The 23,704-nt window shown below is 65.2% G+C and carries 19 protein-coding genes and 1 tRNA gene; 9 read left to right on the top strand and 11 right to left on the bottom strand.

What is annotated here, in order from left to right; all coding sequences use genetic code 11:
• The first annotated feature begins 18 nt into the window (after positions 1–18).
• The 3 genes from C8J40_RS10075 to C8J40_RS10065 all read left to right on the top strand — a co-directional run bounded on the left by C8J40_RS10075 (position 19) and on the right by C8J40_RS10065 (position 2,041).
• Positions 19–810 (top strand): transglutaminase family protein, encoded by a 792-nt coding sequence (locus tag C8J40_RS10075; RefSeq protein ID WP_132896897.1) that lies wholly within the window; start codon positions 19–21, stop codon positions 808–810.
• 140 nt (positions 811–950) lie between these two features.
• Positions 951–1,250 carry a hypothetical protein gene (locus C8J40_RS10070; RefSeq protein ID WP_132896896.1) on the top strand — a complete coding sequence of 100 codons (300 nt, stop codon included), beginning with the start codon at positions 951–953 and terminating at the stop codon, positions 1,248–1,250.
• 236 nt (positions 1,251–1,486) lie between these two features.
• Positions 1,487–2,041: a hypothetical protein gene (locus C8J40_RS10065; protein ID WP_132896895.1), complete on the top strand. Its 555-nt coding sequence runs from the start codon at positions 1,487–1,489 to the stop codon at positions 2,039–2,041.
• Between the two features lie 123 nt (positions 2,042–2,164).
• On the opposite strand, the gene C8J40_RS10060 is transcribed toward C8J40_RS10065, so the two are convergent.
• The 4 genes from C8J40_RS10060 to C8J40_RS10045 all read right to left on the bottom strand — a co-directional run bounded on the left by C8J40_RS10060 (position 2,165) and on the right by C8J40_RS10045 (position 6,211).
• A complete protein-coding gene (locus tag C8J40_RS10060) occupies positions 2,165–2,893 on the bottom strand; it encodes an extensin family protein (protein WP_132896894.1) in 729 nt (242 codons plus the stop codon).
• A 1-nt stretch (position 2,894) separates the two neighbouring features.
• Positions 2,895–3,653, bottom strand: coding sequence for an NUDIX domain-containing protein (locus tag C8J40_RS10055; RefSeq protein ID WP_132896893.1), 759 nt, complete (start codon positions 3,651–3,653; stop codon positions 2,895–2,897).
• 57 nt (positions 3,654–3,710) lie between these two features.
• Positions 3,711–5,093 carry a S1 family peptidase gene (locus tag C8J40_RS10050; protein WP_243693312.1) on the bottom strand — a complete coding sequence of 461 codons (1,383 nt, stop codon included), beginning with the start codon at positions 5,091–5,093 and terminating at the stop codon, positions 3,711–3,713.
• A 125-nt stretch (positions 5,094–5,218) separates the two neighbouring features.
• Positions 5,219–6,211: a polysaccharide deacetylase family protein gene (locus tag C8J40_RS10045; protein ID WP_243693311.1), complete on the bottom strand. Its 993-nt coding sequence runs from the start codon at positions 6,209–6,211 to the stop codon at positions 5,219–5,221.
• Between C8J40_RS10045 and C8J40_RS10040 the strand changes: the two genes are divergently transcribed.
• Positions 6,210–7,406 carry a cupin-like domain-containing protein gene (locus C8J40_RS10040; RefSeq protein WP_243693310.1) on the top strand — a complete coding sequence of 399 codons (1,197 nt, stop codon included), beginning with the start codon at positions 6,210–6,212 and terminating at the stop codon, positions 7,404–7,406. The genes C8J40_RS10045 and C8J40_RS10040 overlap by 2 nt on opposite strands.
• Before the next feature lie 77 nt (positions 7,407–7,483).
• On the opposite strand, the gene C8J40_RS10035 is transcribed toward C8J40_RS10040, so the two are convergent.
• Entirely contained in the window at positions 7,484–8,962 is a 1,479-nt protein-coding gene (locus tag C8J40_RS10035) for a tryptophan halogenase family protein (RefSeq protein ID WP_243693309.1), read from the bottom strand.
• Positions 8,963–9,432: 470 nt separating this feature from the next.
• Between C8J40_RS10035 and C8J40_RS10030 the strand changes: the two genes are divergently transcribed.
• The gene (locus C8J40_RS10030) at positions 9,433–12,843 is read left to right on the top strand and encodes a TonB-dependent receptor (RefSeq protein ID WP_165911401.1); all 3,411 of its coding nucleotides are present in this window, start codon (positions 9,433–9,435) and stop codon (positions 12,841–12,843) included.
• 131 nt (positions 12,844–12,974) lie between these two features.
• Here the strand turns inward: C8J40_RS10030 and C8J40_RS10025 are convergent, their stop codons facing one another.
• On the bottom strand, positions 12,975–15,071 hold the full coding sequence (locus C8J40_RS10025) for a TonB-dependent siderophore receptor (RefSeq protein ID WP_243693308.1): 2,097 nt from the start codon (positions 15,069–15,071) through the stop codon (positions 12,975–12,977).
• Positions 15,072–15,124: 53 nt separating this feature from the next.
• Between C8J40_RS10025 and C8J40_RS10020 the strand changes: the two genes are divergently transcribed.
• Positions 15,125–16,336, top strand: a complete 1,212-nt coding sequence (locus C8J40_RS10020; protein WP_243693307.1) for a heparan-alpha-glucosaminide N-acetyltransferase domain-containing protein — start codon at positions 15,125–15,127, stop codon at positions 16,334–16,336.
• Between the two features lie 62 nt (positions 16,337–16,398).
• Here the strand turns inward: C8J40_RS10020 and C8J40_RS10015 are convergent, their stop codons facing one another.
• The gene (locus C8J40_RS10015) at positions 16,399–16,983 is read right to left on the bottom strand and encodes a glutathione S-transferase N-terminal domain-containing protein (RefSeq protein ID WP_132896888.1); all 585 of its coding nucleotides are present in this window, start codon (positions 16,981–16,983) and stop codon (positions 16,399–16,401) included.
• Between the two features lie 104 nt (positions 16,984–17,087).
• The gene (locus C8J40_RS20260; RefSeq protein ID WP_165886556.1) at positions 17,088–17,357 is read right to left on the bottom strand and encodes a DUF1488 family protein; all 270 of its coding nucleotides are present in this window, start codon (positions 17,355–17,357) and stop codon (positions 17,088–17,090) included.
• Positions 17,358–17,587: 230 nt separating this feature from the next.
• Between C8J40_RS20260 and C8J40_RS10005 the strand changes: the two genes are divergently transcribed.
• The 3 genes from C8J40_RS10005 (at position 17,588) to C8J40_RS09995 (ending at position 20,234) form a co-directional block, all read left to right on the top strand.
• The gene (locus C8J40_RS10005; RefSeq protein ID WP_332754324.1) at positions 17,588–18,190 is read left to right on the top strand and encodes a LuxR C-terminal-related transcriptional regulator; all 603 of its coding nucleotides are present in this window, start codon (positions 17,588–17,590) and stop codon (positions 18,188–18,190) included.
• Between the two features lie 318 nt (positions 18,191–18,508).
• Entirely contained in the window at positions 18,509–19,276 is a 768-nt protein-coding gene (locus tag C8J40_RS10000) for a bacteriorhodopsin-like (RefSeq protein WP_132896886.1), read from the top strand.
• A gap of 19 nt (positions 19,277–19,295) precedes the next feature.
• Positions 19,296–20,234 (top strand): Brp/Blh family beta-carotene 15,15'-dioxygenase, encoded by a 939-nt coding sequence (locus C8J40_RS09995; RefSeq protein ID WP_243693306.1) that lies wholly within the window; start codon positions 19,296–19,298, stop codon positions 20,232–20,234.
• Here C8J40_RS09995 and C8J40_RS09990 read toward each other — a convergent pair.
• The 3 genes from C8J40_RS09990 to C8J40_RS09980 all read right to left on the bottom strand — a co-directional run bounded on the left by C8J40_RS09990 (position 20,231) and on the right by C8J40_RS09980 (position 23,690).
• Positions 20,231–21,205, bottom strand: a complete 975-nt coding sequence (locus tag C8J40_RS09990) for an FAD-dependent oxidoreductase (protein WP_132896885.1) — start codon at positions 21,203–21,205, stop codon at positions 20,231–20,233. The genes C8J40_RS09995 and C8J40_RS09990 overlap by 4 nt on opposite strands.
• Positions 21,206–21,365: 160 nt before the next feature.
• Positions 21,366–23,135 carry an alpha-amylase family glycosyl hydrolase gene (locus tag C8J40_RS09985; protein WP_243693305.1) on the bottom strand — a complete coding sequence of 590 codons (1,770 nt, stop codon included), beginning with the start codon at positions 23,133–23,135 and terminating at the stop codon, positions 21,366–21,368.
• 478 nt (positions 23,136–23,613) lie between these two features.
• Positions 23,614–23,690 (bottom strand) — tRNA-Arg (locus C8J40_RS09980).
• Positions 23,691–23,704: the final 14 nt, after the last annotated feature.

Below are 23,704 nucleotides of genomic sequence, written 5' to 3'. Positions count from 1 at the left end.
ACAGGAATGGGACGCGCAATGCGGCTCTCGATCGACGTGCGTCTGGATTACGGGATCACGGGGGATGCCGATGTGCTCCTCCAGATCGAAGCTGCGGCGATGGTCGACCAGAAAATCGAGTCCGAGTCCCTCACCCTGTGGTCCGACAGCCCGATCCGCGCGGTGCGTGGCGAAGACGGGATCGGCCAGCGCTGCTGGTCGCGCGGGCATGGCCGGTTCACTGCCGAATATAAGGCCATCGTCGCGGTGAACCGCGAGCGGGTCCAGCTCGAGCTGTATCCGGCGACGCCGCCGCGGATGCTCGACGGCGAGCTGACGCCGTATCTTATGCCGAGCCGCTATTGTCCGTCGGATCGGTTCGAGGGTTTCGTCGCACGCGAGTTCGGCGGGCTGGAAGGTGGGCCCCTGGCGGCGGCGCTGACCGAGTGGGTGTACCAGTCGCTCGATTATCGCTGCGGATCGAGCAGCGGGGAGACGACCGCGCTCGATACGTTCGCGTCGCGCTCTGGCGTGTGTCGCGATTACTCGCACCTGCTGGTGTCGCTGGCGCGCGCCGGCGGAATCCCGGCACGCTGCGTGTCAGCCTATGCGCCGGGCGTCGATCCGCCCGACTTCCATGCGGTTGCGGAATTGTGGCTGGCAGGGGACTGGCGGCTGATCGATGCGACCAAGATGGCGACGTGCAGCGATATCGCGCGGGTCTGCGTCGGGCGTGATGCAACGGATATCGCGTTCATGACGGTGTTTGGGCAGGCGTATCTCTGGGAGCAGACGGTGAGGGTGACGCCGCTCGACTCTCCGTCATCCTGACGAAAGTCAGACCCAGGGTTCCGGGGGGAGCGTTTGTGGCTCTGGGTCCTGGCTTTCGTCAGGATGACCGTTGCGCTTGCGCAGGAACGCTCCGCCGCTTGGACCGTTGGTCATTGCCAAGATTAAAAAGGGACGTCGCAATGACCGACATAGACAAGAGCGCGCTGGACAGCCTTTCGGTAGCGCCCGACGACAAGGATGCAGAAGGCAAGAGCTCGGGTCGCGATCCGCGGCAGGAAGCGGGCCAGGACAAGTCGATCGGCAAGCGCCTGCAGAAGAACCCCGACAGCGCCGACGCCCGTCTCGACAACGGGCTCGACGAGTCGATGGACGGCAGCGATCCAATTTCGGCGACGCAGCCGGGGTCGGGCAGCGAGCCGGCGAAGTCCTCGGGCTATGACGAGGACGCAGAGCAGGCGTTGCGCGAAAAGCAGGCGTAACTCGAGCATCTGCTCAACGAACGGGCGTCGGTCGGCAACGACCGGCGCCTTTTTGTTGCTCAAATGCCTCGCAACGCAATCGAATCGCACGATTTCGTTCGGTTCATCGCAGCCTTGTTGCAGCGCAACAGCTTTCATGGTCGCTTGGCGTTACGGAAAGATGACGCGCGATAGGAACGTTGTTAACCATCCGAGCGCATAGTCTGCCGGTTCCTTGACGAGAGCGGGGTGACGACATGGCTTCCAGAATGAAACCGGCACAGGGCTCGATGACGCTGGCCGAGATGAAGGAATTTGCGGCTTTTCCGAGTCCGACGCAGCGGTACATTCGCCGTTCGCTCGACGTAGGGCTCGACCGCGAGGACGCGATGCTGCGCTGGTCGCGCGACGTCGTCGAGGCGGCAAGCATCCGGGCGCAGGCGCGGCTCTACAATAATCTTCCCGATCTGCGTGCGATGGTGCCCGACGACAGCGGCCTCGATGCGATCGAACCATTCCTGGCGCCGTTGATGACCCTGGTAGCGTTCGATCTGGGGCAGGGGCGGCTGACGAGCTTTTCGGCGCTGCGGTTTCTGTACGAGCGGTTGATCGGGGCAGAGGTGAGGCCGTGGTTGCCGTCGGCGTTCTGTGCCGCGGCCGCGTTGCCGCATCTGCATCCGGAACTGCGGCGGAAACTGCTTCAGTCGATCAGTGAGGCGGCGGCAACCGCGTCGGGCTGGTCGAACCGGCAGCCGGCGTTTTTCCCGTACTGGGTCGAGAAGGTGGATTCCGGCACGACGCTGGCGAGCTGAGGCTAGTCCCGTTCGCCCTGAGCGAAGTCGAACGGTCTGTCTCGCGCGCAGGTGCTTCGACTTCGCTCAGCACGAACGGTCAGAGGGGCGGGCAAAGGGGCGGGCAGAGGGGAGCACGGTGGATCACCGGCACGCCCGCCACCCTGCCACGCCACGGTTCGCCTGATCCAGATGCAGATGGTCGGCGTGCTCGGCGTTGTAGTCGGGGGACAAGGTCGTCGCGAACACCTTGCACGCGCCGTCGCGCACCTCCCGCAGGAACGCGGCTTTGGCGTCGTCGCCCTTCCAGTCCCTTGCGACGGTGATGCGCGTGCCGTCGGTCAGGCGGAATCCGGCGATGTCGACCGCGTCGGCGGTGGAGTGCTCGCTCCAGGTGCCTGCATCGCGCCCGTAGATCCGCCGGCAACTGTAACTCCCGAAATGATCGATACTGGCAACGCGCGCCCCGAAATGGCGTTGGGCTGCGGGCTGGACGACGTCCCATTCCCACATCGATAGCGCCGCGGCGACCGGGCAGGCGACGCCGAGGCCTGCGGGTACGAACGCGATCGTCCGAGCGCCACCGGTCAGCCTGACGCCATCCGAATACCCGCATTGCCCCTCGCCCTTGCGCGGCGGCAGGACGGTGTAGCGCACGCCCGCGCGATCGAGCAGCGCGCGGCATTGCGGGAAATTTTCGGTAAGCGCGGTGAGCTTTCGTCCGGTGAGCATCCCGATCGGCTGACCGAGATCGAGCGGCGTCCAGGGCAGATCCTGCGGGCGCCCGCGTAGCCCCGACCAGAGCATCATGCAGAGCGCCGCGACGATCGCCAGCCCGACGAGCCAGCCGAGCATCAGTCGCACCGCCCGCATGTCAGCCGCGCACCGCGTCCGACATCGGTTCCGAAGTGATCGGATAGCCGAGATCGTGCGGGATACAGAGATGTTCGACGCCATCGCGCGTTTCGGTCCACGGCGTCACGGTCCGCACCGGATGCGCGCGCGCGTGCTCGACGGCCGCAACGAAGTCGGCGAACTGTGCCAGCCGTTCGAGATTGCGCCGCGTCGGAAAGATGATCGTCGCGCGCCCCGCATCGGCCTCCGCCAGCACGTCGGCCGCCGTCGCCCAGAACAACCGGACATTCTCCGTCGCATCGACCTGCGCTTCGGGGGCGCCTGCCGGCAATCGCGCCAGGTAGAAGCGCGTATCGAAGATCCGGGCGTGGGCATGCGCCGGTCGCCAGCGTGCGAAATATTCCAGCGCATCCAGATCGAGACCGACGGCGGCGTCCGTTAACGCCTCGCCGAACGCGGTCCCGGCATGCAGCGCCGCGCGCATTCGGGCGAACGCGGTCGGGGAGGGCATCGGCGATAGCCCGATCGGCAGACCGGCTTCCTCGATCGTCTCGCGTACGGCGGCGATCCGTGCTGCGCTTTCGGCGTCCCCCGTCCCGAGTACCGCGGCCAGTGCATGATCGCCGGGATCGACTCGCCCGCCGGGAAACACCAGGGCGCCGCCTGCGAACGCCATCGCCTTGGCGCGTTCGACGAACAGGAGTTCCGGCGGTCCGTCGCCGGCGTCGCGGAACACGACCAATGTGGCGGCGGGAATTGCGGGCGGCGTGTCGGTCATATCGCGGCGTAACGCGTCAATTGCCGATCGGGTAGCGCAAGCGGTGTCCGTGCAACCTCAAGGCGCGACCGGGGCGGGGCTCGTGGCGGCATAGGCAAGCGACCAGCCCGGCGGCAGATAGTCGGTCGACATGTAGTAATAGAACAGGCACGCGCCATCACGGCGGTACGTTCCGCCCTTGACGAGACCGAGCGCAACATTGCCGTCGAACACCGGTGCGCCGCTGTCGCCGGCCTTGCAGGTTGGGCCTTCGACCGCGACCCACGTCGGCAGGCACGCGCCGCCGCACAGATCGCCCGCCGGTGCGAAATCGACCATCGCGACCAGCGCGCAACTATACCCGGTTCGTTCGCCGCGGTGGCAGACGAAATCCCCTGCACGCGTGCTCTCCCGGTTGCGCCACGTCGAAACGGAGCGGGTCAGCGTCTTCGCGGTGTCGGCATAAAATAACGCGGGGAGCGGCGCGCCGGCGGCGATCGTGTTGACCTGGACGTCCTGATAGCCCCAACCCCATTGCCCGACGAAGTCGAGCGGGACGTTGCCCTGGCGCGCGTCGACATAGGTCAGCGCGTCGGGACAATGCGCGGCGGTGGCGATGCCGGAGCGCGATCCGTCGGTGACGACGAACCCGGTCGTGCAGGCATAACGCTTGCCATCGACCGTCCCCACGACCCGCGCGCCGCCTTCGACCGACGGCGCCGGGGGCATCGGCGCGGGTGGCGGAACGATATCCGGGATCGGCGCGGGCAGATCGGGAGCGGCCTGTGTCTGAGCCGGCAGCGCGTCCGTCTGGTCGTTGGTCGTCCGGTCGATCGCCTCGATCCGGACGGGGACGCCGGTCATCGTCTCGATCTCAGCCTGCAACGCGCCGTCTCGATCGAGTTCGGCGTCGCGGCCGCTGATCATGACCAGCAGCGCGCCCGTCCGCGGGTCGATCCCCAGGCCGGGCGGATGTGGCAACGCCGCGCGGATCCGCGCCTGATACGTGGCGATGATCGCCAGCATGCCCGTGCGGTTCATCGCCGCGCCGGTGCGAAACACGATCGGGACGACCATCCCGCCGGCCATGACCGACTGGTCCGGAACAGGGGCGGTGCCGGTCAGCAGGATGACGATCCGATAGGTCGGGCTGTGATCGATCGCGATACCCGCCCAGCGGTCGCGGTAGGTCTCGCGCAGGCGATCGGTCACCGCGACGCTGTCCGCCTGGGCGCGCAACCGGTGCATCGCCTCGTCGAGCGTGACGCCGAACGCGCGCGCATATTGGCCGGCATCCTGCATCAGCGCGTCGACCGGCAACTGGATGCGCGGTCCGGCCGGCTGCGTGACCCCGCGCGTAACGGGCGGCGGAACGATCGTCGGAACCTGCGCTGCCGCGGGTAGCGGTACCGCGGTCAGCAGGGCGAGGGCCAGCAATTGCGGGACTCGAAACATCGACATGGACTGGGCATCGCACCGGAGAGGCAGGCGGGCGCACCACGCGGCACGTCCAGCGCGATCAAACGCATGCACCGCGGTGTCCGATCCCGTCGGCCGTCTTGCGGCGCTCTGGGACGTGGATACGATCAACCGCACGTCACGGCGGGCGGCCCCGCGAGCGCAGGGACCGTGGGTGGCCCGGCCAGCGAGGGCGTTGGCCCTGGTCGCGACAGGTCGAGCGCGGCGGGATAATAGGGATCGGCCTCGGCCTCTGCGAGCGTCACAAAGCGAAAGCCCATGGCCTGGTACAGGGCCAGGAGGCGCGGCATCATGCGCGCATCGAACGCACCGACATGAAGCAGAAGGACATAGGGGATGTCGCGGCCGAGCTGCGCCTTTGCCCGCGCGCGGGAGGCGATCGCCGCTGCACGGGCATCGGCCAGAAAGCTGTCCTCGAGGCGATGAACCGCATCGGCGTCCCGACCGATATCGCACCCGGCATAGGGCGGATTCCATTTATAATCGTCGAAACTCATCGTCACGGCAGCGACCCGGTAGCCCTTCGCCCTGAGGCTTGCACGGGCGGCCTCGCGTGTCGCGGGCGTCTTGCCTTCCGCCAGGAAGGGGTAGCGAAACCAGCGCCAGTCTGACCCCTGTGCAGCCTCCCGTGCAGCCCCTTGTACAGCAGCGCTGAGCGGCACTTCGTTGCGGGTGATATCGTCAGAAAAGGCGGCCGCGCCGATGTCGTCGAGATTGGCGTGCGAATAGCTATGGTTGCCAAGCGGCAGTCCCGCCGAGCGCCAAGCCGCGACCGCCTTGGCCGAGCCGGCCGGGTCGTCGGTCCCGAAACCGCCGTTGAAAAAGCCGAAAGCCGGCGCGTTCGCTGCGCCCAGCGCGCGCACGAGGTCACGGATGACGCCTACCCGTGTCGTACCGGCAGGCAGGGGGCCGTGCGCGGGAATATCGTCGAACGTCAGGGCGATCGCCGGTCGCGATTCGCGATGGTGGGGTCGGAGCGCCGCGGCGGCCTGCGCCGGTCGATCCTGACGATCGGTCGACTCGCGCATCGCATCGCCGGTCCGCGCGACGTCCCGCTGCGCCGCGGGGGCGCCAGGCCCCTTGGCCGCGACGACACTCATGGACGCCAGTATCAGCGCCGTCCGCCACCGCATCATCGTCCACTCCATGGTCATCGTCGTTCGCCGCATCACTAACGATGCGCGTGACGGTATCGCAAGTGGTTGGACGCGCGGTGAAAGTAGCAAGCCGATCGCGGTTGCGGTATCAAGCGGCATGAAGATCGATCATCCCGCCGCCACCGATGCGCGCGTCGAGGAACGCGCCGCCGTCGATGCCGCGACGTTCGCTGCCGAAGTCGCGACCAGCTCGACCCCGATCGTCTTGCGCGGGCAGGTTTCGCACTGGGCGAGCGTGCGCGCGGGGCTTGACGGTGATCGCGCGATCGCTGCCTATCTGGCGGGACTCGGCAATGGCGGCCAACCGATGGAAGTGCTGATCGGCGGACCGGAGTTCCGCGGCCGCTTCTTCTATCGCGGCGACCAGCTCGAAGGCTTCAACTTCCACCGTGAAAAGGCGTCGCTTGGCGCGCTACTCAACGAGCTGCTCCGCCTGTCGGCGCTCCCCGAAAACGCGCGGCATATCCTTTATGCCAACGCCGCGACCGCGCCCGAGCATCTGCCCGGCTGGTCCGCGGCGAACCCGCTCGACCTCCCGATGGGCGGCGCCGTGCCAAGGCTGTGGATCGGCAACGGGACGCAGACCGCAACGCACTATGACGGGTCGACCAATCTCGCCTGCGTCGTCGCCGGTCAGCGTCGCTTCACGCTGTTCCCACCCGATCAGGTTGGCAATCTCTATATCGGACCGCTCGACCGCACGTTGGCGGGACCACCGGCGAGCATGGTCGATCCTCTGGCGCCCGATTTCGATCGCTATCCGCGGTATGCCCAGGCGCTCGGCCACGCGCTGGTCGCCGATCTGGGGCCGGGCGACGCGATCTTCATGCCCGCGATCTGGTGGCATCATGTCCAGGCGTTCGGTACGCTCAACGTGCTGTGTAATTATTGGTGGTCGTTCGATCCGACCATTTCGGCCTTCAACGCGGTCGTGCACGCGCTGATGGCGGTACGCGATCGGCCCGCGGCGGAGAAAGCCGGCTGGCGGGCGTGGTTCGACCATTACGTGTTCGGCGACGACGCGGCGGCGGCGGCCGATCATCTGCCGATGGCGGCGCGCGGTGTACTCGGGCCGGCGAGCGACGAGCGCACCGAACGCCTCCGCAACTATCTGCTCAAATCGCTCCAGCGCCGCTGATCGATACGGGTTCGGGCGATACGGGCCCGATCGATACGGGCCCGATCGATACGGGTTCGGGCGCGGTGCGGCTTTGCTCAGCCGCGTTCGAGCCGCGCCAGCGCGTCGGCATGCGGGGGCATATGCGCCAGTGAGGCGGTGACGACCTGCTCGATCTGCGCGATACGGTGCGCCGCACGCGCGATCGGCAGCGCCGCACAAAGCGGGTCGTGACCATCGACGACGGCGTTCTGCCCGGTCAACAGCGCAAGCCAGCTCGTCTCGTTGAACAGTTCGTCGGGTTCGCGGAAGATGCGCCCGCCATCCCGAAACATCGCGAGTTTTTCGGCAAGGCCCTCGGGAATCGGTGCCGCTGCCCGGTCGCGCCAGAAGTGTTCGGGTCGCGAGTTGAGATGATAATGCGCGACGAGGAAGTCGCGGATGCGGACGAACTCCGCGGTCATCACCCGGTTATAGCGCTCGATCACGACCGACGACGCGACACCCGTACCCGGCAGCATCCGCAGCAGATGCTGGAGCCCACTTTGCACCAGATGGATGCTGGTCGATTCGAGCGGTTCCATGAATCCCGCGGCGAGCCCCAGCGCAACGCAATTGCCCGACCAGAATCGACGGCGGTGCCCGGTCGCGAAGCGGATCACGCGCGGATCAGCCAACGCCTCGCCCTCGATCCCGTCCAGCAGACATGCGGTGGCCTCATCCTCGCTCATGTAGCGGCTCGAAAAGACGTGACCGTTGCCCGTGCGGTGGCGCAGCGGGATGCGCCAGCGCCATCCGGCGGGTTGCGCGATCGCCCGGGTCAGCGGCAATGGGGCGGCGTCGGCGGACGATGGCACCGCGACCGCCCGGTCGCACGGCAGCCATGACGACCAATCTTCCCAGCCGGCGGCCAGCGCGCCCTCGATCAGCAATGCACGAAAGCCGCTACAGTCGATGAACAGGTCGCCTGCGATCCGCGTCCCGCCGGCCAGGTGAACCGCGGCGATCCCCGCCGGGCCCTGTTCGACACGCACCACCATGCCTTCGCAGCGGACGACGCCGTGTGCTTCGGCTTGCGCGCGGAGGAAGTGGGCATAGCGCGCGGCGTCGAAGTGATAGGCGTAACCAATGCGCGACAGCGGTGAGTCGCCGTTGGCGATCGGCTTAGAGAACCGTCCGGTTTCGGCCGCGCGTGCTTCCAGCGAATATTGTCCCAGCGCTTCGGCCTCGCCCGCCTGCCGGGCACGGAGCCATTGCGTGGCGAACGACTGGCCGGCGATGTCGGTGCCGATCTGGCCGAACGGGTGGACGTAGCTCTCTGTCGGATGCGACCAGCCTTCGAACCGGATGCCGAGCTTGTAGCTGCCACCGGTCGCGGCCAGGAACGCGTCTTCATCGATCCCAAGCATGGCGTGAAAGGTGCGGATCGGCGGGATCGTCGCTTCGCCAACGCCGACGGTTGCGATCGCGTCCGACTCGACCAGCGTGACGCGGCCACCGGCCGGGACCAGCAGTCGGCCGAATGCGACGGCGGCCATCCACCCCGCGGTGCCACCGCCGACGATGACGACGGTCATGCCCCGTGCAGGTTCGGGTCTCTCGGGTGATGGATTGGAGCTCATGCTATCCTCGGGGAGGGCGTATCTATGATGGGCGGCGCAACACGCCTTATGCCGATGGTAAGGCCGACATGGTCAATACCCGATCTCCAATTATCCCTGATACCGTAATGCCGGGCGAGTCCGCGGCCTGAGATAGTGTCGCCCTTAATCGATGTTAGCGCGGGTTGGCAGGCTCACCATATCCGTCCGAACTATTCGGCTATATCGTATAAATAAGATCGTACGTCGCCTGCTATCGTATATTTGATTGGCTTAATCCCAGGTCTTGCCCGCTACGTGGTACCGTTACAAACAATGTAACAATTGTGGCGTTCTGTTGCATTTTCGCACTAGCTGTCCGCTCAGGTGCGCGCTACCAAGTGCCTTGTCAAAGCGCGCAATTCATAAATGATAGCGCTATCAGAGAAGAGGGGATGCAGGGCATCATGCAGCGAGAGTCTGGCAATACGCAGTCGTTTGTTCGCGGTGCGGCACTGAAGAGTGGCGTGTCGCTTTTTGCGGTGTGTCTGGCCGCTTTGCCGTACGCGGCGATGGCGCAGTCGGTCGACGCTGCGGGTGACGCGCCCGCGCCGCAGAGCACGCCGACCCCGAACGCGCTACAGCGTACCGCACCTTCTGATCGCGCCGCCGCGGCACAGCCCTCGGCCGCAACCGGATCGCAGCCGTCTGCCAATGCACAAGTACCGTCCGGCGGTGCCGACGTGACTAAGGCGGAGCAGTCCACGGCGACCCCGCAGCAGGAAGCCGCGACGCAGGACGTCGTCGTCACCGGCATCCGTCGCAGCCTGCAGACCGCGCAGGCGATCAAGAAGAATTCCGAAGTCGTCGTCGACTCGATCTCGGCAGAGGACATCGGTGCGCTGCCGGATCGCTCGGTGACCGAGGCGTTGCAGCGCGTTCCCGGCGTCTCGATCAGCCGTTTTGCGGCAGGGGCCGATCCCGATCACTTCTCGACCGAAGGTTCGGGCGTCGTCGTCCGCGGGCTGACCTACACCCGCTCCGAGATCAATGGCCGCGATTCGTTCAGCGCGAACAATGGTCGCGGCTTGTCGTTCGCCGACGTGCCGTCCGAACTGCTCGGCGGTGTCGACGTGTTCAAGAGCCCGTCCGCGGACATGATCGAAGGCGGCATCGCCGGCACGGTCAACCTGCGCACCCGCCTGCCGTTCGATTCGACGGGGTTCACGCTCGGCGGCACGCTCGAGAACAATTATGGCGACTTCGTCAAGAAGTCGGCGCCGACCGTATCGGTCCTGCTCAGCGATCGGTGGGAGACGGGGATCGGCCAGTTCGGCCTGCTCGGCAGCTTCGTCCGCTCACAGGTGCGCAGCCGTGCCGACAGCGTCCAGATTTCGAACTGGGGCGAGCGGCCGCGTGGCACCGATGGCGCCTATTATCAGCTCAACCAGTATAATGCCGCGAACAACCTGATCACGCGGACCGACGGATCGACGGTTGCGGGCGACGGTCTTTTCTATGTGCCGCGTGGCGCCGCCGTGCGCAGCCAGGAATTTAACCGCACGCGCTACGGCTTTTCGGCCGCGGGGCAGTGGCGCAGCAACGACGGGACGATGAACGCAACCGCGCAGTTCCTGCGGTCCGACTCGCGTGAGGCCTGGACCGAGAACTCGATCGAGGTCGCGACCGACAACGTTCTGTCGGCAGGCGATTCTCAGCCCTATCCCGGCACCAGCTTCACGTTCGACGACGACAATGCGTTCACCAGCGGTCTGATCACCGGCCCGAACGGGTATCGTGCCGACCAGGGCACCGACATGCGCACGCCGACCAACGGCCTGCAGAGCAACAACATCGCGCGCGGCAATACCGGGCGCTTCATCACCAACGATGCGAGCTTCAACTTCAAGTGGCAGCCGACCACCCGGCTTGGCGTGACGGTCGATTACCAGCATGTCTGGTCGAAGGTGACGGTGACCGATCTGACGGTCTGGGGCACGACCTACCAGAATGCGGACATCCGCCTGAACGGCAACGATCCCGCCTATGTGAACTTCGTGCCGGTCGCGAACACGCCGAACAACTATCAGAACGCAGCGCATCCGAGCTATCTCGATCCGTATAACAGCTTCTACCGCTCGGCGATGGATCACATCGAGGACAGCGCAGGCAACGAGGACGCCGCGCGTATCGATCTGGACTATTCCTTCCCGGAGGAGAGCTGGCTGACCTCGGTCCGTGCCGGCTATCGGTTCTCGGATCGTCAGAACGAGGCGCGCTCGACCGCCTATAACTGGGGTGTGCTGAGCGAGATCTGGGGCGGTGGCGACGGCAGCGGCGCAGGTGCCGGTTCGGCTGGCGGACCGGTGTGGTTCGATCGCCCGATCGACGGCAATCCGACCACCCGCGATGTCGGCACGCCGGGCCCGCAACAGGCGTTCCTGTACGACAATTTCTTCCGCGGTCAGGCCAATGATCCGTCGAACGGCGGGCGGGTGTTCTTCCCGGGCAATCAGCTGCAGGATTACGGCAGCGCGGTACAGCAGATCAGCCAGATCGCCCGCGAGTGGCGCAACTTCACGTCGACCAACTCGGGTGCCGACGGCTGGGTGCCGCTCGCGCAGCGCTCCGGCGTCATCGCCGGAACACCGTTCCGTCCCGGCGAGGTCAACCCGGTCATCGAGCGCAACAACGCCGCCTATGTCGCGGTCCGGTTCGGCAACGACCTGTCGAACGGCTGGAACGTTAGCGGCAATGTCGGTGTGCGCTACACCAGGACCGAGCGGACCTCGTCGGGCTTCTTCGCGTTCCCCAATCAGTCGTTCAATTGCGTGGCGCCAACCGATGGCTCGGCGATCTCGCGGTTCTGCGCCTTGCCGGACGCCACGCGTGCCGCCGCCGCGGCGTTCCAGAACGGCGCGCTCGTCGCCAACGACGCCAAGCTGACCTATGATTATTTCCTGCCCAGCTTCAACGCCAAGCTCGCGGTCGGCGGTGGTCTCCAGTTCCGCGCCGCATTCAACAAGAGCGTCGCACCGCCCGAATTCGGCCTGACGCGCTCGTTCTACAATATCGGCCTGAACACCAGCGACCAGACGATCCTCTTCAACGGCGGTCCGGTCGCGATCTTCGACGTCGGCAATCCGAACCTGAAACCGGTGCGCGCCGACAATTACGATCTGACCGCGGAATGGTATTTCTCGAGCGTCGGTCAGCTGACCTTCTCCGCGTTCGCCAAGAACCTGTACGGCGTCCAGTCGGTCGGTACGCAGCGGTTGAGCTTCACCAACAATGGCTCGACGTTCGACGCGATCGTCACCACGCCGTTGAACTCAACCGAGACCGGCAAGGTGCGCGGCTTCGAAGTCGGGTACCAGCAGACCTATGGCTTCCTGCCGTCGGTCCTGGGCGGGCTCGGCTTGTCGGCCAACTTCACCTATGTCCACTCGACCGGCGTGTCGCAGCAACAGCTCGACCCGAACGATCCGAACGTTGCGGCCGGGATCATCTCGTCCGTCGATACCAGCAAATTGCCGTTGCAGGGGCTGTCGAAATACCAGTTCAACATCGGGCCATTTTATCAGCGCAACGGGCTGGAGCTTCGTGCGGCGTATAACTGGCGATCGCGCAACCTGTTGACGATCCGCGACGTCATCACGCCGTTCTCGCCGGTCTATGCGGAATCCTATGGCCAGCTCGACGCGTCGATCTTCTATGCGGTGACGCCGTCGATCCGGATGGGTTTCCAGGGCGTGAACCTGACCAAATCGGTCACGCGCACCTCCTATGTGATCAACGACGACCTGCTGACGCGTCCGCGCAACTGGTTCATCAACGACAGTCGCTTCACCTTCTCGATCCGCGCCTCGTTCAAATAGGCGCGATCGGACTCGCCGAACGGCGGGGCAATCTCCTGCGCCTGGGGCGTCCCGTTCGCGGGGCGCCCTTTTTTTTAGGATCAGGCCCGCCGCTGCGCGAATAGTTCAGGGCCTGGCCGAGAGCCGAACCCTCAATAGCTCAGGCGAACCGACATCCGCACGGTGCGCGGCGCGCCGGGGAAGACCCAGACCGGACTGTACGAGCTTTGCGCATACCGGGCGTCGAACAGATTATCGGCTTCGAGACGTGCGGCGAGCGTCGGCGAGAAGGCATAGTCGACCGCGGCCTTCGCCTTGAGATAGCGCGGCAGGACGAGGCCGCTGGTGTCGATCGCGCCCGCGCGGGCGCCGACATAGCTGGCGCCAGCGCTGATAGACGCACCGCGGCCGCCGGGGTCGAGAAACCGGCCGAGGACGAACAGCGTGGCGGCGTGCTCGGGTACGTTGAGTACGCGATCGGTGGCAAAGCTGCGATCGTCGGTCCGCGCATGAGTCCAGGCATAATTGGCGACCAGTTGCCAGCGGGCGGCTATCCGCAATGACGCGTCGAACTCGATCCCGCGGCTGGTCAGCGATCCGACCGGCGCCAGGAAGTTCGGATCGACCGGGTCGTTCGTCAGGATATCGCGCTTGGCGATGTCGAATCCGGTCACCGCGATATCGAGACCGGGAAACGCCGCGGTAATGCCGAGCTCATAGCCTTTGCCGCGTTCGGGGGCGAAGCCTTGACCGTCGCGCCCGGTCCCCGAGTTGAGCAGGAAGCTTTCTCCCCAATTGGCATGGACCGCGAACCGCTCGTCGATCGCATAGCGTCCGCCGAACCGGACATGGACGGGCTCGTCGATGCTCCGGCCGGTCTGCCCGGTGCGGTTGTTGCGGACCTGTTGGCGATAGGCGTCGAACCGCACGCCACCGGTGAGCGTCAGCCGCTGCGTCACGTCCCACATGTCCTGGATGTAGAGCGTGCCCACGCGGCGCGTCTCGTCATTGTCGGTGAACGGCATCAGGGGCAGCGCCTGGCCGCCATAGAGCGGCGCGAAGACATTGATCGCGTGCGGCGCAGCGGCGGTCGGGTTCCTGCGGAGCAGGCCTTCGTGATAGTCGAGCGTATAGCCTTTGATCCCGACGCTGGCCCGGTGCGCTCCGAATTCGCCCGTCAGTTCGAGCCGTGCCGAGAGATCCTCGACCGTGTAATCGCGCGCCCTGCGCTGGCGCCACAGCGTGTCCCCTGCGACCAGACGGGACTGGTCGGACGAGAATCCCCGCAGCGATCCCGTGCGTCGCGCGATACCGCCATTCAGGGTCATCCGGTCGGTGACGGCGATCTGGCCGGACAGTTGATGCCGGGTATTGCGAAACCGCGTCGTGCCATCGGATGGCTCGCCATAGAAACGCGATCGGGGCAGCGCGTTCGCGTCGCCGCCGATCGCCGGAATACCGCGGTCGAACGGTGCATCGAACTGCGTGATCTCGCCGACATAGGTAAGCCGGGTGCCATCGCGCGGCGCCCAGGTCAGCGATGGGCTTACCACCCGGCGGCGCAACGTGACGAAATCGCGCCAGCCGTCACTGTTCTCGGCTGCAACCACGATCCGCGCCGCGAGCGTGCTCGATAGCGGACCGGTCACATCCAGTTCGGCACGCCGCGTATCGAACGAGCCATAGGTCAGCGTCGCGGTCGCCCTCGGGGTGAAGCGCGGCGTCTTGCTGACGATGTTGACCCGGCCACCGGGATCGATGTCGCCGAACAGCGCGCCCGCCGGGCCCTTCAGCACCTCGATCCGCTCGGTCGTCGCGGGATCGCGTGGCGGGCCGAGGCCACGGTTCGCCAAAAAGCTGTCGACATAATACTCCGCGCCGCCATCGGGCGTGCCGAGAAACCCGCGAATGGCAAAATTGTCGAGGAAGCCGCCACGGTTGTTCTGGTTGCTCACGCCGCTGACCAGTTCGAGGGCATCCGACAACCGATACGTTCCCGCCGCGCTTAACAGGTCGCGTTCGAGCGACCGGCTGGACGGCGACATGCGTTCGGTCGAGATGTCGGACGACAATGTCCGGTCGGGCTGCATGCCTCGGGTACCCAGCACGACGATCTCTTTACCGTCCGCCTCGCGGGTAATTTCTTCGCCGTCCGCCTCGCGGTCGGGGTCCTGCGCCGCCAGTGGAAGCGGCAGCGCAAAGCACAGGAGTGCGGAAATGTGGCCGGTACGTCGCAGGAAGGTCGACAAGACTGGTTGCCTTTTTGGTAATGATGTAACATCGCAATGACGGAGGTATGACGATGATGTCAATGACGAGAAACGCGGCGGCGGTGTCCGGCGGGGTGCAGGGACGGATCCAGCCGATTGCGGTTAAGCGTCAGCGGATCGTGTCGATCGACGCATTGCGCGGGCTCGTCATGCTGGTGATGCTGGTCGATCACACCCGCGAGTTCTTCTATCTTCACGCGCAGGTCAGCGATCCGATGACGATCGCGACGACGCCGCCCGGCTTGTTCTTTTCGCGGCTTGCGGCGCATGTGTGCGCACCGGTGTTCGTTCTGCTGACCGGGCTGGCGGCATGGTTATACGCAGAGGGCAGGGCGCTGGAGCAGCGTCGTGCGGTGGCATCGTCGTTCCTGCTCAAGCGCGGGTTGTTCCTGGTCGCGCTGGAATGGACCATCGTCAATTTCGCATGGACGTTCGATCCGACTCCGGCGATCGTCTATCTCCAGGTGATCTGGGCGATCGGGCTGTCGATGATCGCGCTCGCGGCGATCGTGCATTTGCCGCGCACCCTGGTCGTCGTGCTCGGACTGGCGATCGTGTTGGGGCATAACCTGCTCGATCCGATCGCGATCGCGCCGGGCGAGCAGGGCCACGCGATCTGGGCGGTGCTGCACGATCGCGGCCTGCTCGACCTGCCGTTCGGAGGACAGGCTCGAACATCCTATCCCGTGCTGCCGTGGATCGGCGTGATTGCGCTGGGTTGGTCAATCGGCCCCTGGTTCGCGCAGGCCGTCGATCGCGTTCAGCGCCGCAGTCGCCTGCTGGTTGCGGGGGGTGGCGCGCTCGCGCTGTTCGCGATCCTGCGGACGATCAACGGCTATGGCGAACCGCTGCCGTGGCAGGATGGCGGCGGGACGCTTGCCACGGTCATGAGCTATCTCAACCTGACGAAATATCCGCCATCGGCCGACTTCCTGCTCCTGACCTTGGGGACCGGGGTGATCCTGCTCTCCGCGATCGACCGGATGCCCGCGCGCGTGACGACGCTGTTGGCTGTGTTCGGATCGGCGCCGTTGTTCTTCTACATCCTGCATTTGTATGCCGTGCATGCGTTGAACATCGCGGCCGGACTGGTGCTGGGCATGGATGGCAAGCTGGTGAGCGTACCGAATGTGGCGGCGCTCTGGCTGGTCGCGGCGCTGGTCGCGGTGCCGTGCTGGTTCGCGTGTCGAAGCTTTGCCGCCTTCAAGCGTACGCGGACTGGCTGGTGGTGGCGGTATCTCTGACGTCGGGTTTTAACGGCGGCGCAGGATGATGCGCGCAGGATCGCTGCGCGCATCGCTCGTGGTCAGATCAGGCCTTCGTGCTGCATCGCCTTCTGGACGGACGGACGTGTCATCAACCGGTCGCGGAACGCGGCCAGATTGGTGGGGACGGCGATTTCGTTCTTTCGTGCCCACAACAGCATGACGAACAGATAAAAATCGGCGACGCTGACGTCCGCGCCGAACAGGAAATCACCCTGCATCGTGTCCGCCAGATAGGTCATCCGCTTGACGATCGTCTCGGCGGCCTTTGCCTTCTCGTCATCCCCCGCACCCGAGAAGAACGGCTTGAAGCTCTTGTGGATCTCGGTCGAGATGAACGCCAGTGCTTCGAGAAGATGCGTATGCCCCATCGCACCCGCGGGCTTCAGCGCCGTATCCTGATGCGCGATCCAGTCGAGGATGGCGATGTTCTCGCTCAGCGTCTCGCCGTAATCCAGCGTCAGGGCCGGCACATAGCCCTTGGGATTGATCGTCGTGAAATCGGCACCGCTCTCGGTCCGCTTGGCCTTCAGGTCGACCTTTTCATGCTCGAACGGCAGTCCCGCCTCGTGCAGCGCGATATGATCTGCAAGGCTGCAGGCGCCGGGCGAATAATAGAGCTTCATGATGGTCTCTCCGTGGTGAACGGCGTGAACGCGCAGGATCTCGATCGGCTGCCCGGGGCGAAGCGGACTGGAAACGGACTCGAAACGGTCGGGGCGTAGGCCGCTTATTCGAGATCGTCGTCGTCGATGACGACCACGTTCGCGTTGGGACGCTGGTCGGCGACATCGGCACAGACGTCGAGGATTTCATCGCTGAACCGTTCGAACAGTTCGAGCGCGTCGTTCTCGGGCTCGTCGCCGCTGAGTTCGCGGAGCACGGCATATTTCACTGCGAAATCGCGCTCGTCGCCATCGATCTCGGCGGTGAACTCGATCTGGTGGGCGACGTCGTTGTCGGTAAGGCTCGCTTGGTCGACGGTGATACGGCTTGGCATGGCTTTGCACTCCTGGAAAAGGACAGGCCCTGCCCAAGAGCGTTGGCGCAAGCAAGGGGTTCGCGCCGGAGAAGAAAGATTGAGCATCGTCACGGCGAATATCGCGGTGCACGCTTGGCACAGATCCATGCTACCCCTTGCGAGCGCCGGCAAACGTCGGGCAGGCGTCTCTACGTGGACGCAGACGGATGAAAGGGGCTGGGGGGAAGATGGTTTTGGCGGAGGTATCGGTGCCGTCCAATCGGCGGCTGATCCAGTTGGTTACCGACAGTCCGATTCCCTCGGTCATCAGTGATCCGCGGCTTCCCGACAACCCGATCGTTGCCTGCAATCAGCCATTTTGCGATCTGACCGGCTACCCCGCCGAGGATGTCATCGGGCGTAACTGCCGATTCCTGTCGGGACCGGCGACCGAGCCGTGGCTGTCCGAGGAGATTCGGCGCGGGGTCCGCGAGCACAAGCCCGTGCTGGTCGAGATCCTCAATTACAAGCGTAACGGGCAACCGTTTCGCAATGCCGTTCTGGTCGCCCCGCTGTATGACGAGGAGGACCGTCTGCTGTACTTTCTGGGCTCGCAGGTCGAGATCGATACCAATGCGGCGACGCCGACCAGCATGCGACGGATTCGCGCCGCCGAGATGGTCAAGGCGCTCTCGCCGCGCCAGGGTCAGGTCCTCAAGCTGGTCGCGCAGGGCCTGCTCAACAAGCAGATCGCCGGAGAACTGGGACTCGCCGAAAAGACCGTGAAGATGCACCGCGGCATCCTGATGGAGCGTCTCGGCCTCAGGACCACCGCCGACCTTATCCGATTGGCGGTCGAAGCCGGTCTTTGAGCCGCGGTTCGGGGCCGCGATCCGGACACCGCGCGGCGAGTCAGCGGCGTGCGACGTAACGACCGATATGGACCAAGTTCCGTATCGCAGGCGGGTCTGGCGGGGCGTATTCCGGACTCGGTCGTCACAGCGGCCAGGGCGCGGGGCGTATCAGCCAACGCCGTGGGTCCTGGGTGGAACTCCCTCCGATACCCTTCAAGGTCGCTGTGGCGCCATCCTCGGGTGAGACCGAACCGGCGATGATCGGCTCGCATCGCCCGCAACTAGCCCGGCATGCCACTGTAGCAAGCCCGGCGCAGCAAGGTGATGGAGATCCCGATGGACATCATAACCCCGTTCCAGTTCTCGCTGGTCTATAATGCGTTTTCGTTCACGTTCGCGACGATGGCCGCGGCGACCGCTTTTCTCTGGCTCAGTCGATCGCAGGTCGCACCGGCGTATCGTACCGCGGTCACGATCTCCGGGTTGGTGACCGCGATCGCGGCGTATCATTATCTGCGCATCTTCGAGAGCTGGAATGCGGCCTATACCTTCAAGGACGGCGTGATCGCGGCGACCGGTTTCGCCTTCAACGATGCCTATCGCTATGTCGACTGGTTGCTGACCGTGCCGCTCCTGCTGGTCGAGTTGGTGCTCGTGATGCGGCTGTCGCCGGAACAGACGTCGTCGAAGACGGTCCGGCTCGGATCCGCGGCGGCGCTGATGATCGTGCTGGGCTATCCCGGCGAGATCGCGGCCGATATTCCTACCCGTGCGCTGTGGGGGACGCTGTCGGCGATCCCGTTCGTCTACATCGTTTGGGAGCTGTTTCGCGGGCTTGGCGAGTCGATCGAACAGCAGCCTGTCGCGGCACGCGATCTGGTCCGCCGCGCGCGCCTGCTGACGTTCGCATCCTGGGGATTTTACCCAATTGTATACATGGCGCCCTACGCCAACCTAACCGGCGCCACCGCAACGACCGTGATCCAGCTTGGCTACACCATCGCAGACATCGTCGCGAAGGCCGGCGTGGGCGTCCTGATCTTCATGATCTCGGTGCGCAAGTCGCAGGTCGAGGCGCACAGCCCGCTGGTTCACGCCGAGTGATCGCGGTGCCCGGCGCCGCATGATGGGTGCTGTCAGCACGAACCACCACCGCGTCCAGATTGGGCGCGGTGGTGTCGTGTCGGCTGCGTTCTGGCTTGCCGGCGTGTATCTCGTCATCGCGTCTGCCGCGCAGCTGCCGCTCGATGGACCCACCGCGACGACAATCGCGACCCTGGTCTTCGTTGCGGGCGGATTGCCGCATGGCGCCTACGACATCGCGCTACTCGCCCGCTCGACCGGTCTTCGCAGCGGCGGGCTGGGGCTGGCTGTTATGGCGTACATCGGTGTCGCAGCCACGATGTCGGTGCTGTGGCTGGTCACCCCGGTAGTAGCGCTGATCCTGTTCCTGATCGTTGCAGCGATCCATTTCGGTGAGGACTGGACGATGATCGACGAGCCGCTGCTCAGAATGGCAGCGGGCACTGCGATCATCGCGGCGCCCGCGATCGGCCACCCAGCGACGGTCGCCCAACTCTTTGTCAGCATGGCGGGCGGCCCCGGCGGTGAGGTCGTCGCGCAAGCGATGATCGCATTGGCGCCGGTTGCGTTGCTGGTGACCGGCGTGGGGATCGGGGTGGCGTGGCACGAAGGCGCGCGCGAGTGGGCAGCGGCGACGGCGTTCGCGATTCTGGCTTTGATCGTGATGCCACCCGTCGCGGGCTTCGCGCTTTTCTTCGTGTTTCTGCATTCGCCACGCCATATCGCTGCCGCCCGTACAGTGCTGGCCGGAATGTCGCGGACAATGTGGCTGGCGACCGGAGCAGGGATGTCCGCGTTCGCGATCGGCGGGTGGTTGGTTTTTGCGACGCACGTCGAGGGCTTGCCGACCGATATAACGGCACAGGCGTTTCAGTTGTTGGCGGCCGTCGCCCTGCCGCATCTGCTGTTGTCGCGCTGGCTCGAACGGCGGCTCGAACGGCGTCTGGAACTGCCGTCTGCAGTGTTACGGCAGACCTAGCCGCCCAACATCCGATCCGCGAGCATGCGGCCCGATAGCCACGCGCTTTCGATCCGCGGCGCGAGCAGCCAATCGCCCGCGGCGCCAAGTCTTGCCTCGGCGTTCCACAGCGCGCCGTGATTGGCAGCAGTGGCGCGGGCGTAACGCCAGCGATGCCCGGCGCGGACGATCGGCTCGGGCATTGGCTCTTCGGCATGATCCGCCAATGCCGCGAGGAGCCGCCCGACAACGCTGTCCGCCGAGTCTTCGAGATGGGTCGTCGACCAATCCGGCGTGGCCTGGACCACCCACGCCTCCGGGCCGTGACGCCCCGGCTTGGCGCTGTTGCGCGCCGCCCAGCCGATGATGCCGGCGTGTCTGATTATGTCGTCGGCAATCGCCACGGGTTGGGCAAAGGCCAGCATTACAGTCCAGCTCGGCGAGGAGCGGCAGGCCTCGGCCTCGGCCGCCATTACCGGATCATGATCGGCCAATAGCGGCGCGGCCTGTTCGGCGGGAACGGCGATAACGACGGCGTCGAACGGGCCTGCTATAAGAGAATCGGTCGGGGATAGGTCGCTAGGAGCGAGATCGGTCGGAGACAGCGCGATATGCCAGCCCGCATCGCTGCGGCGAATCTCGGTCACTCGGTGCCGCCAGTGAACGTCGGCTTGGTCGGCGAGATACTTGACGATCGCGTTCATGCCCGGGGTGCCGACCCAGGCATCGTCCCCCGCCGCGGGCCAGCGGGCGATCAGCCCAGCTGCCGCCCATTCGCCGACCGCCGTGACAAAGGCCGGATCGCGCGCCGTCAGATATTGTGCGCCGTGATCGAACGCTGCCTCACCCGCAGACGTCTCGACACGTCGTGTCGACATCCGCCCGCCGGCACCGCGGCCCTTGTCGAACAGCGTGACACCGTGGCCGGCGTCCTGCAGGCGAAGCGCGCACGACAGACCGGCAATGCCCGCACCAATGATCGCGATTCTCATGACGGTCTCCGTTATACCCGTACCGCCGGGGGCGGGCACGCACCGCATGAACGGTCCGCTCCGACGCTACAATACCGGTAGGTCGCCGATACCCGGCATCCTCGTGGGAAGTTGATCTTCCTCAACCTGGCATGGCCGCGTTGACGGCGCATGCGGTTGGTCAGCGCGGTGTGGCGAGCGCGCAGACCGCATAGCCGAGCGGAGGGAGCGTGACGGTAAGGCTCCCGGGGGCTGCGATCTTGCCGCAGCCCGTGCCGGCAAGCGTCCGTGCCGACGTCGCGCCGACGCCGATCTCCACCTGCCGGGTCAGCGCAGTCGTCGCGGTGTTGAACGCCAGCAGGACTTCCGCCTTCGTGACCGGATCGAAGCGCGAGATCGCGAGCAGCCCCGGCATGTCCTCACGCGCGCGGAGCGTCTGCCGGCCGCGGGTCAGTGCGGGCGTGGCGGTGCGGAGTCGTGCCAAAATGGCCGTCTGGCGAAACAGCGGATTGTCGCCGCTGAAATGCGCGGTGGCGGTTGTGCTGTCGGTGCCGATCAGATGATTGTCGTTGTACACCGCGACCTTGCTGGCGAACATGTCCTCGCGGGCGTCCTGATCGTTACCGTCGCTCACAAAGCCTTGTTCGTCGCCAGAATAAATCGTCGGCACCCCGCGCAGCGTCAGCAGCATTGCGTTGGACAGCATCACCCGCGCCAGCACTTCGTCGTCGCCCGCTCGCGGAAATGCCTTGCGTACGAAGGTCGCGAACCTGCCGTCGTCATGATTGCCGGTAAAGGTCGGTAACGTCACCGCGGTGTCGAAGCCTCGGGCATATAGCGCGTCACCGTCGAACAGCGCCTCGAATGCGTCGGTCCCACGCGTACCCGCAACCGTCTCGACGATCGCCTGTCGGAATGAGAAGTCGAGTACCGCGGGTAGTTTGTCGACGATCGTGTGTTGCGCGAGCACGGCGGGGCGTACCTCGTGGTCCGAAACCTCGCCGAAGATGTGGAAATTGGGAATGCCCTTGGCGGCGGCACGGGCCTGCATCGCAGGGACGAACGCAGCCCAGAATTCGGGGTTCACATGACGCGCGGTGTCGATGCGGAAGCCATCTACACCGTAGCGATCGATCCAGTCGCCGAAAATGTCTATCATCCCGGACACGACCCGAGGATTCTCGGTCATCAGATCGTCGAGACCGACGAAATCGCCCATCGTCGAACTTTCGTTGCGATAGGTCGTGTCCCCACGATTGTGATAATAACGCACGTCGTTAAGCCAGGCAGGAACCTTCACGTCCCGTTCGCCGGCGGGGACGAATGGGGTATAGGCATAGTCGCTGCGGGTGAGCTTGGCGAAGTTGTCGGCGGTGTGGACATCGTCGCCGGCGAAGCCTGGATTGATCGCTGCGCCATTGGCGCCAAGCCGACGCTGGTACGGATAGTCTGCCCGGCTGCGATAGGGGCATTCGCGTTTGCCGACGCACTCGCGGTACTGGATTACGTCCGCGGTGTGGTTGATGATGATGTCCATATAGACCTTCATCCCGCGGCCATGCGCGGCTGCGACCAGCGCCGCAAAGTCCGCGTTGGTACCGAGATGCGGGTCAACCTGCGTGAAATCGGTGATCCAATAGCCGTGATAGCCGGCAGATTGCTGGCCCGGTGCGCCCTGTACAGGCTTGTTCTTGAACACCGGTCCGACCCAGATTGCGGTTGCGCCGAGGTTCTGGATATAGTCGAGGCGCCGGGTCAGGCCTTTGAGATCGCCGCCGTGGAAAAAGCCCTTGGCGGTCGGATCGAAGCCGGTGACCTGCGCGCCGCCGCTCAATCCACCACGATCATTGGTGGGGTCGCCGTTCTCGAACCGATCGGGAAGCAGGAAATAGATGACCTCGTCCTGCGGCAGCCGCGCGCGATAGTCAGCGACCTTCGCGGGCACGGTCATTGTCGGCGGGGTCCTTGCGGCCCCAGTCTGCGCGGCGACCAAAGGAGTCTGCTCGGCTACCACAGGTTTAGGGGCGGCCAACGCATGAGGCGCGGCGAAGGCCAACGCTAGCAGTATCGTGGATCTCGCGGCCAACCTCGACATGCACTTCCCCTCCATCACCGCATGCCCGATCGTGCCGACCATGTTACCGTTCGGTGTGCGGATGCTCGGTCGCGAAACCAAGCATGGCGCATACGTATTCACGCGGTCCGCAAGCGCAGGGGACTGGATAGGGAAGGCAAGTCCAAGAAAGCGGGGGAAGACGCAAACCCTCAGACCAAAGCAGCTGATGGAAGCGACTGTTGAAGATATCGAGCGTTTATGCCCGGGCGCTTTCACCCACCCTTACGCCTCTCAAACCGCGACATCTGCGGAAGGCACCGGAACACCACCGGAATAGGAATTTTCGATATTACGAAAAAATGGCGGAAAGCCTTGGTGCACCCGACTGGATTCGAACCAGTGGCCTCTGCCTTCGGAGGGCAGCGCTCTATCCAGCTGAGCTACGGGTGCCGGATGGCCCGCCT

Origin of the sequence: Sphingomonas sp. PP-CC-3A-396, from assembly GCF_004343105.1 — a bacterium.
Taxonomy (GTDB): domain Bacteria; phylum Pseudomonadota; class Alphaproteobacteria; order Sphingomonadales; family Sphingomonadaceae; genus Sphingomonas.
This window is presented reverse-complemented; position numbering and strand designations above follow the sequence as displayed.

What these genes read in the sequence shown, in the direction of transcription:
- C8J40_RS10075 (WP_132896897.1), top strand. Translation starts at nt 19, where the DNA reads ATGCGGCTCTCGATCGACGTGCGTCTGGATTACGGGATCACGGGGGAT.
- C8J40_RS10070 (WP_132896896.1), top strand. Translation starts at nt 951, where the DNA reads ATGACCGACATAGACAAGAGCGCGCTGGACAGCCTTTCGGTAGCGCCC.
- C8J40_RS10065 (WP_132896895.1), top strand. Translation starts at nt 1,487, where the DNA reads ATGGCTTCCAGAATGAAACCGGCACAGGGCTCGATGACGCTGGCCGAG.
- C8J40_RS10060 (WP_132896894.1), bottom strand. Translation starts at nt 2,893, where the DNA reads ATGCGGGCGGTGCGACTGATGCTCGGCTGGCTCGTCGGGCTGGCGATC.
- C8J40_RS10055 (WP_132896893.1), bottom strand. Translation starts at nt 3,653, where the DNA reads ATGACCGACACGCCGCCCGCAATTCCCGCCGCCACATTGGTCGTGTTC.
- C8J40_RS10050 (WP_243693312.1), bottom strand. Translation starts at nt 5,093, where the DNA reads ATGTCGATGTTTCGAGTCCCGCAATTGCTGGCCCTCGCCCTGCTGACC.
- C8J40_RS10040 (WP_243693310.1), top strand. Translation starts at nt 6,210, where the DNA reads ATGGACGCCAGTATCAGCGCCGTCCGCCACCGCATCATCGTCCACTCC.
- C8J40_RS10045 (WP_243693311.1), bottom strand. Translation starts at nt 6,211, where the DNA reads ATGAGTGTCGTCGCGGCCAAGGGGCCTGGCGCCCCCGCGGCGCAGCGG.
- C8J40_RS10035 (WP_243693309.1), bottom strand. Translation starts at nt 8,962, where the DNA reads ATGACCGTCGTCATCGTCGGCGGTGGCACCGCGGGGTGGATGGCCGCC.
- C8J40_RS10030 (WP_165911401.1), top strand. Translation starts at nt 9,433, where the DNA reads ATGCAGCGAGAGTCTGGCAATACGCAGTCGTTTGTTCGCGGTGCGGCA.
- C8J40_RS10020 (WP_243693307.1), top strand. Translation starts at nt 15,125, where the DNA reads ATGATGTCAATGACGAGAAACGCGGCGGCGGTGTCCGGCGGGGTGCAG.
- C8J40_RS10015 (WP_132896888.1), bottom strand. Translation starts at nt 16,983, where the DNA reads ATGAAGCTCTATTATTCGCCCGGCGCCTGCAGCCTTGCAGATCATATC.
- C8J40_RS20260 (WP_165886556.1), bottom strand. Translation starts at nt 17,357, where the DNA reads ATGCCAAGCCGTATCACCGTCGACCAAGCGAGCCTTACCGACAACGAC.
- C8J40_RS10000 (WP_132896886.1), top strand. Translation starts at nt 18,509, where the DNA reads ATGGACATCATAACCCCGTTCCAGTTCTCGCTGGTCTATAATGCGTTT.
- C8J40_RS09995 (WP_243693306.1), top strand. Translation starts at nt 19,296, where the DNA reads ATGATGGGTGCTGTCAGCACGAACCACCACCGCGTCCAGATTGGGCGC.
- C8J40_RS09990 (WP_132896885.1), bottom strand. Translation starts at nt 21,205, where the DNA reads ATGAGAATCGCGATCATTGGTGCGGGCATTGCCGGTCTGTCGTGCGCG.
- C8J40_RS09985 (WP_243693305.1), bottom strand. Translation starts at nt 23,135, where the DNA reads ATGACCGTGCCCGCGAAGGTCGCTGACTATCGCGCGCGGCTGCCGCAG.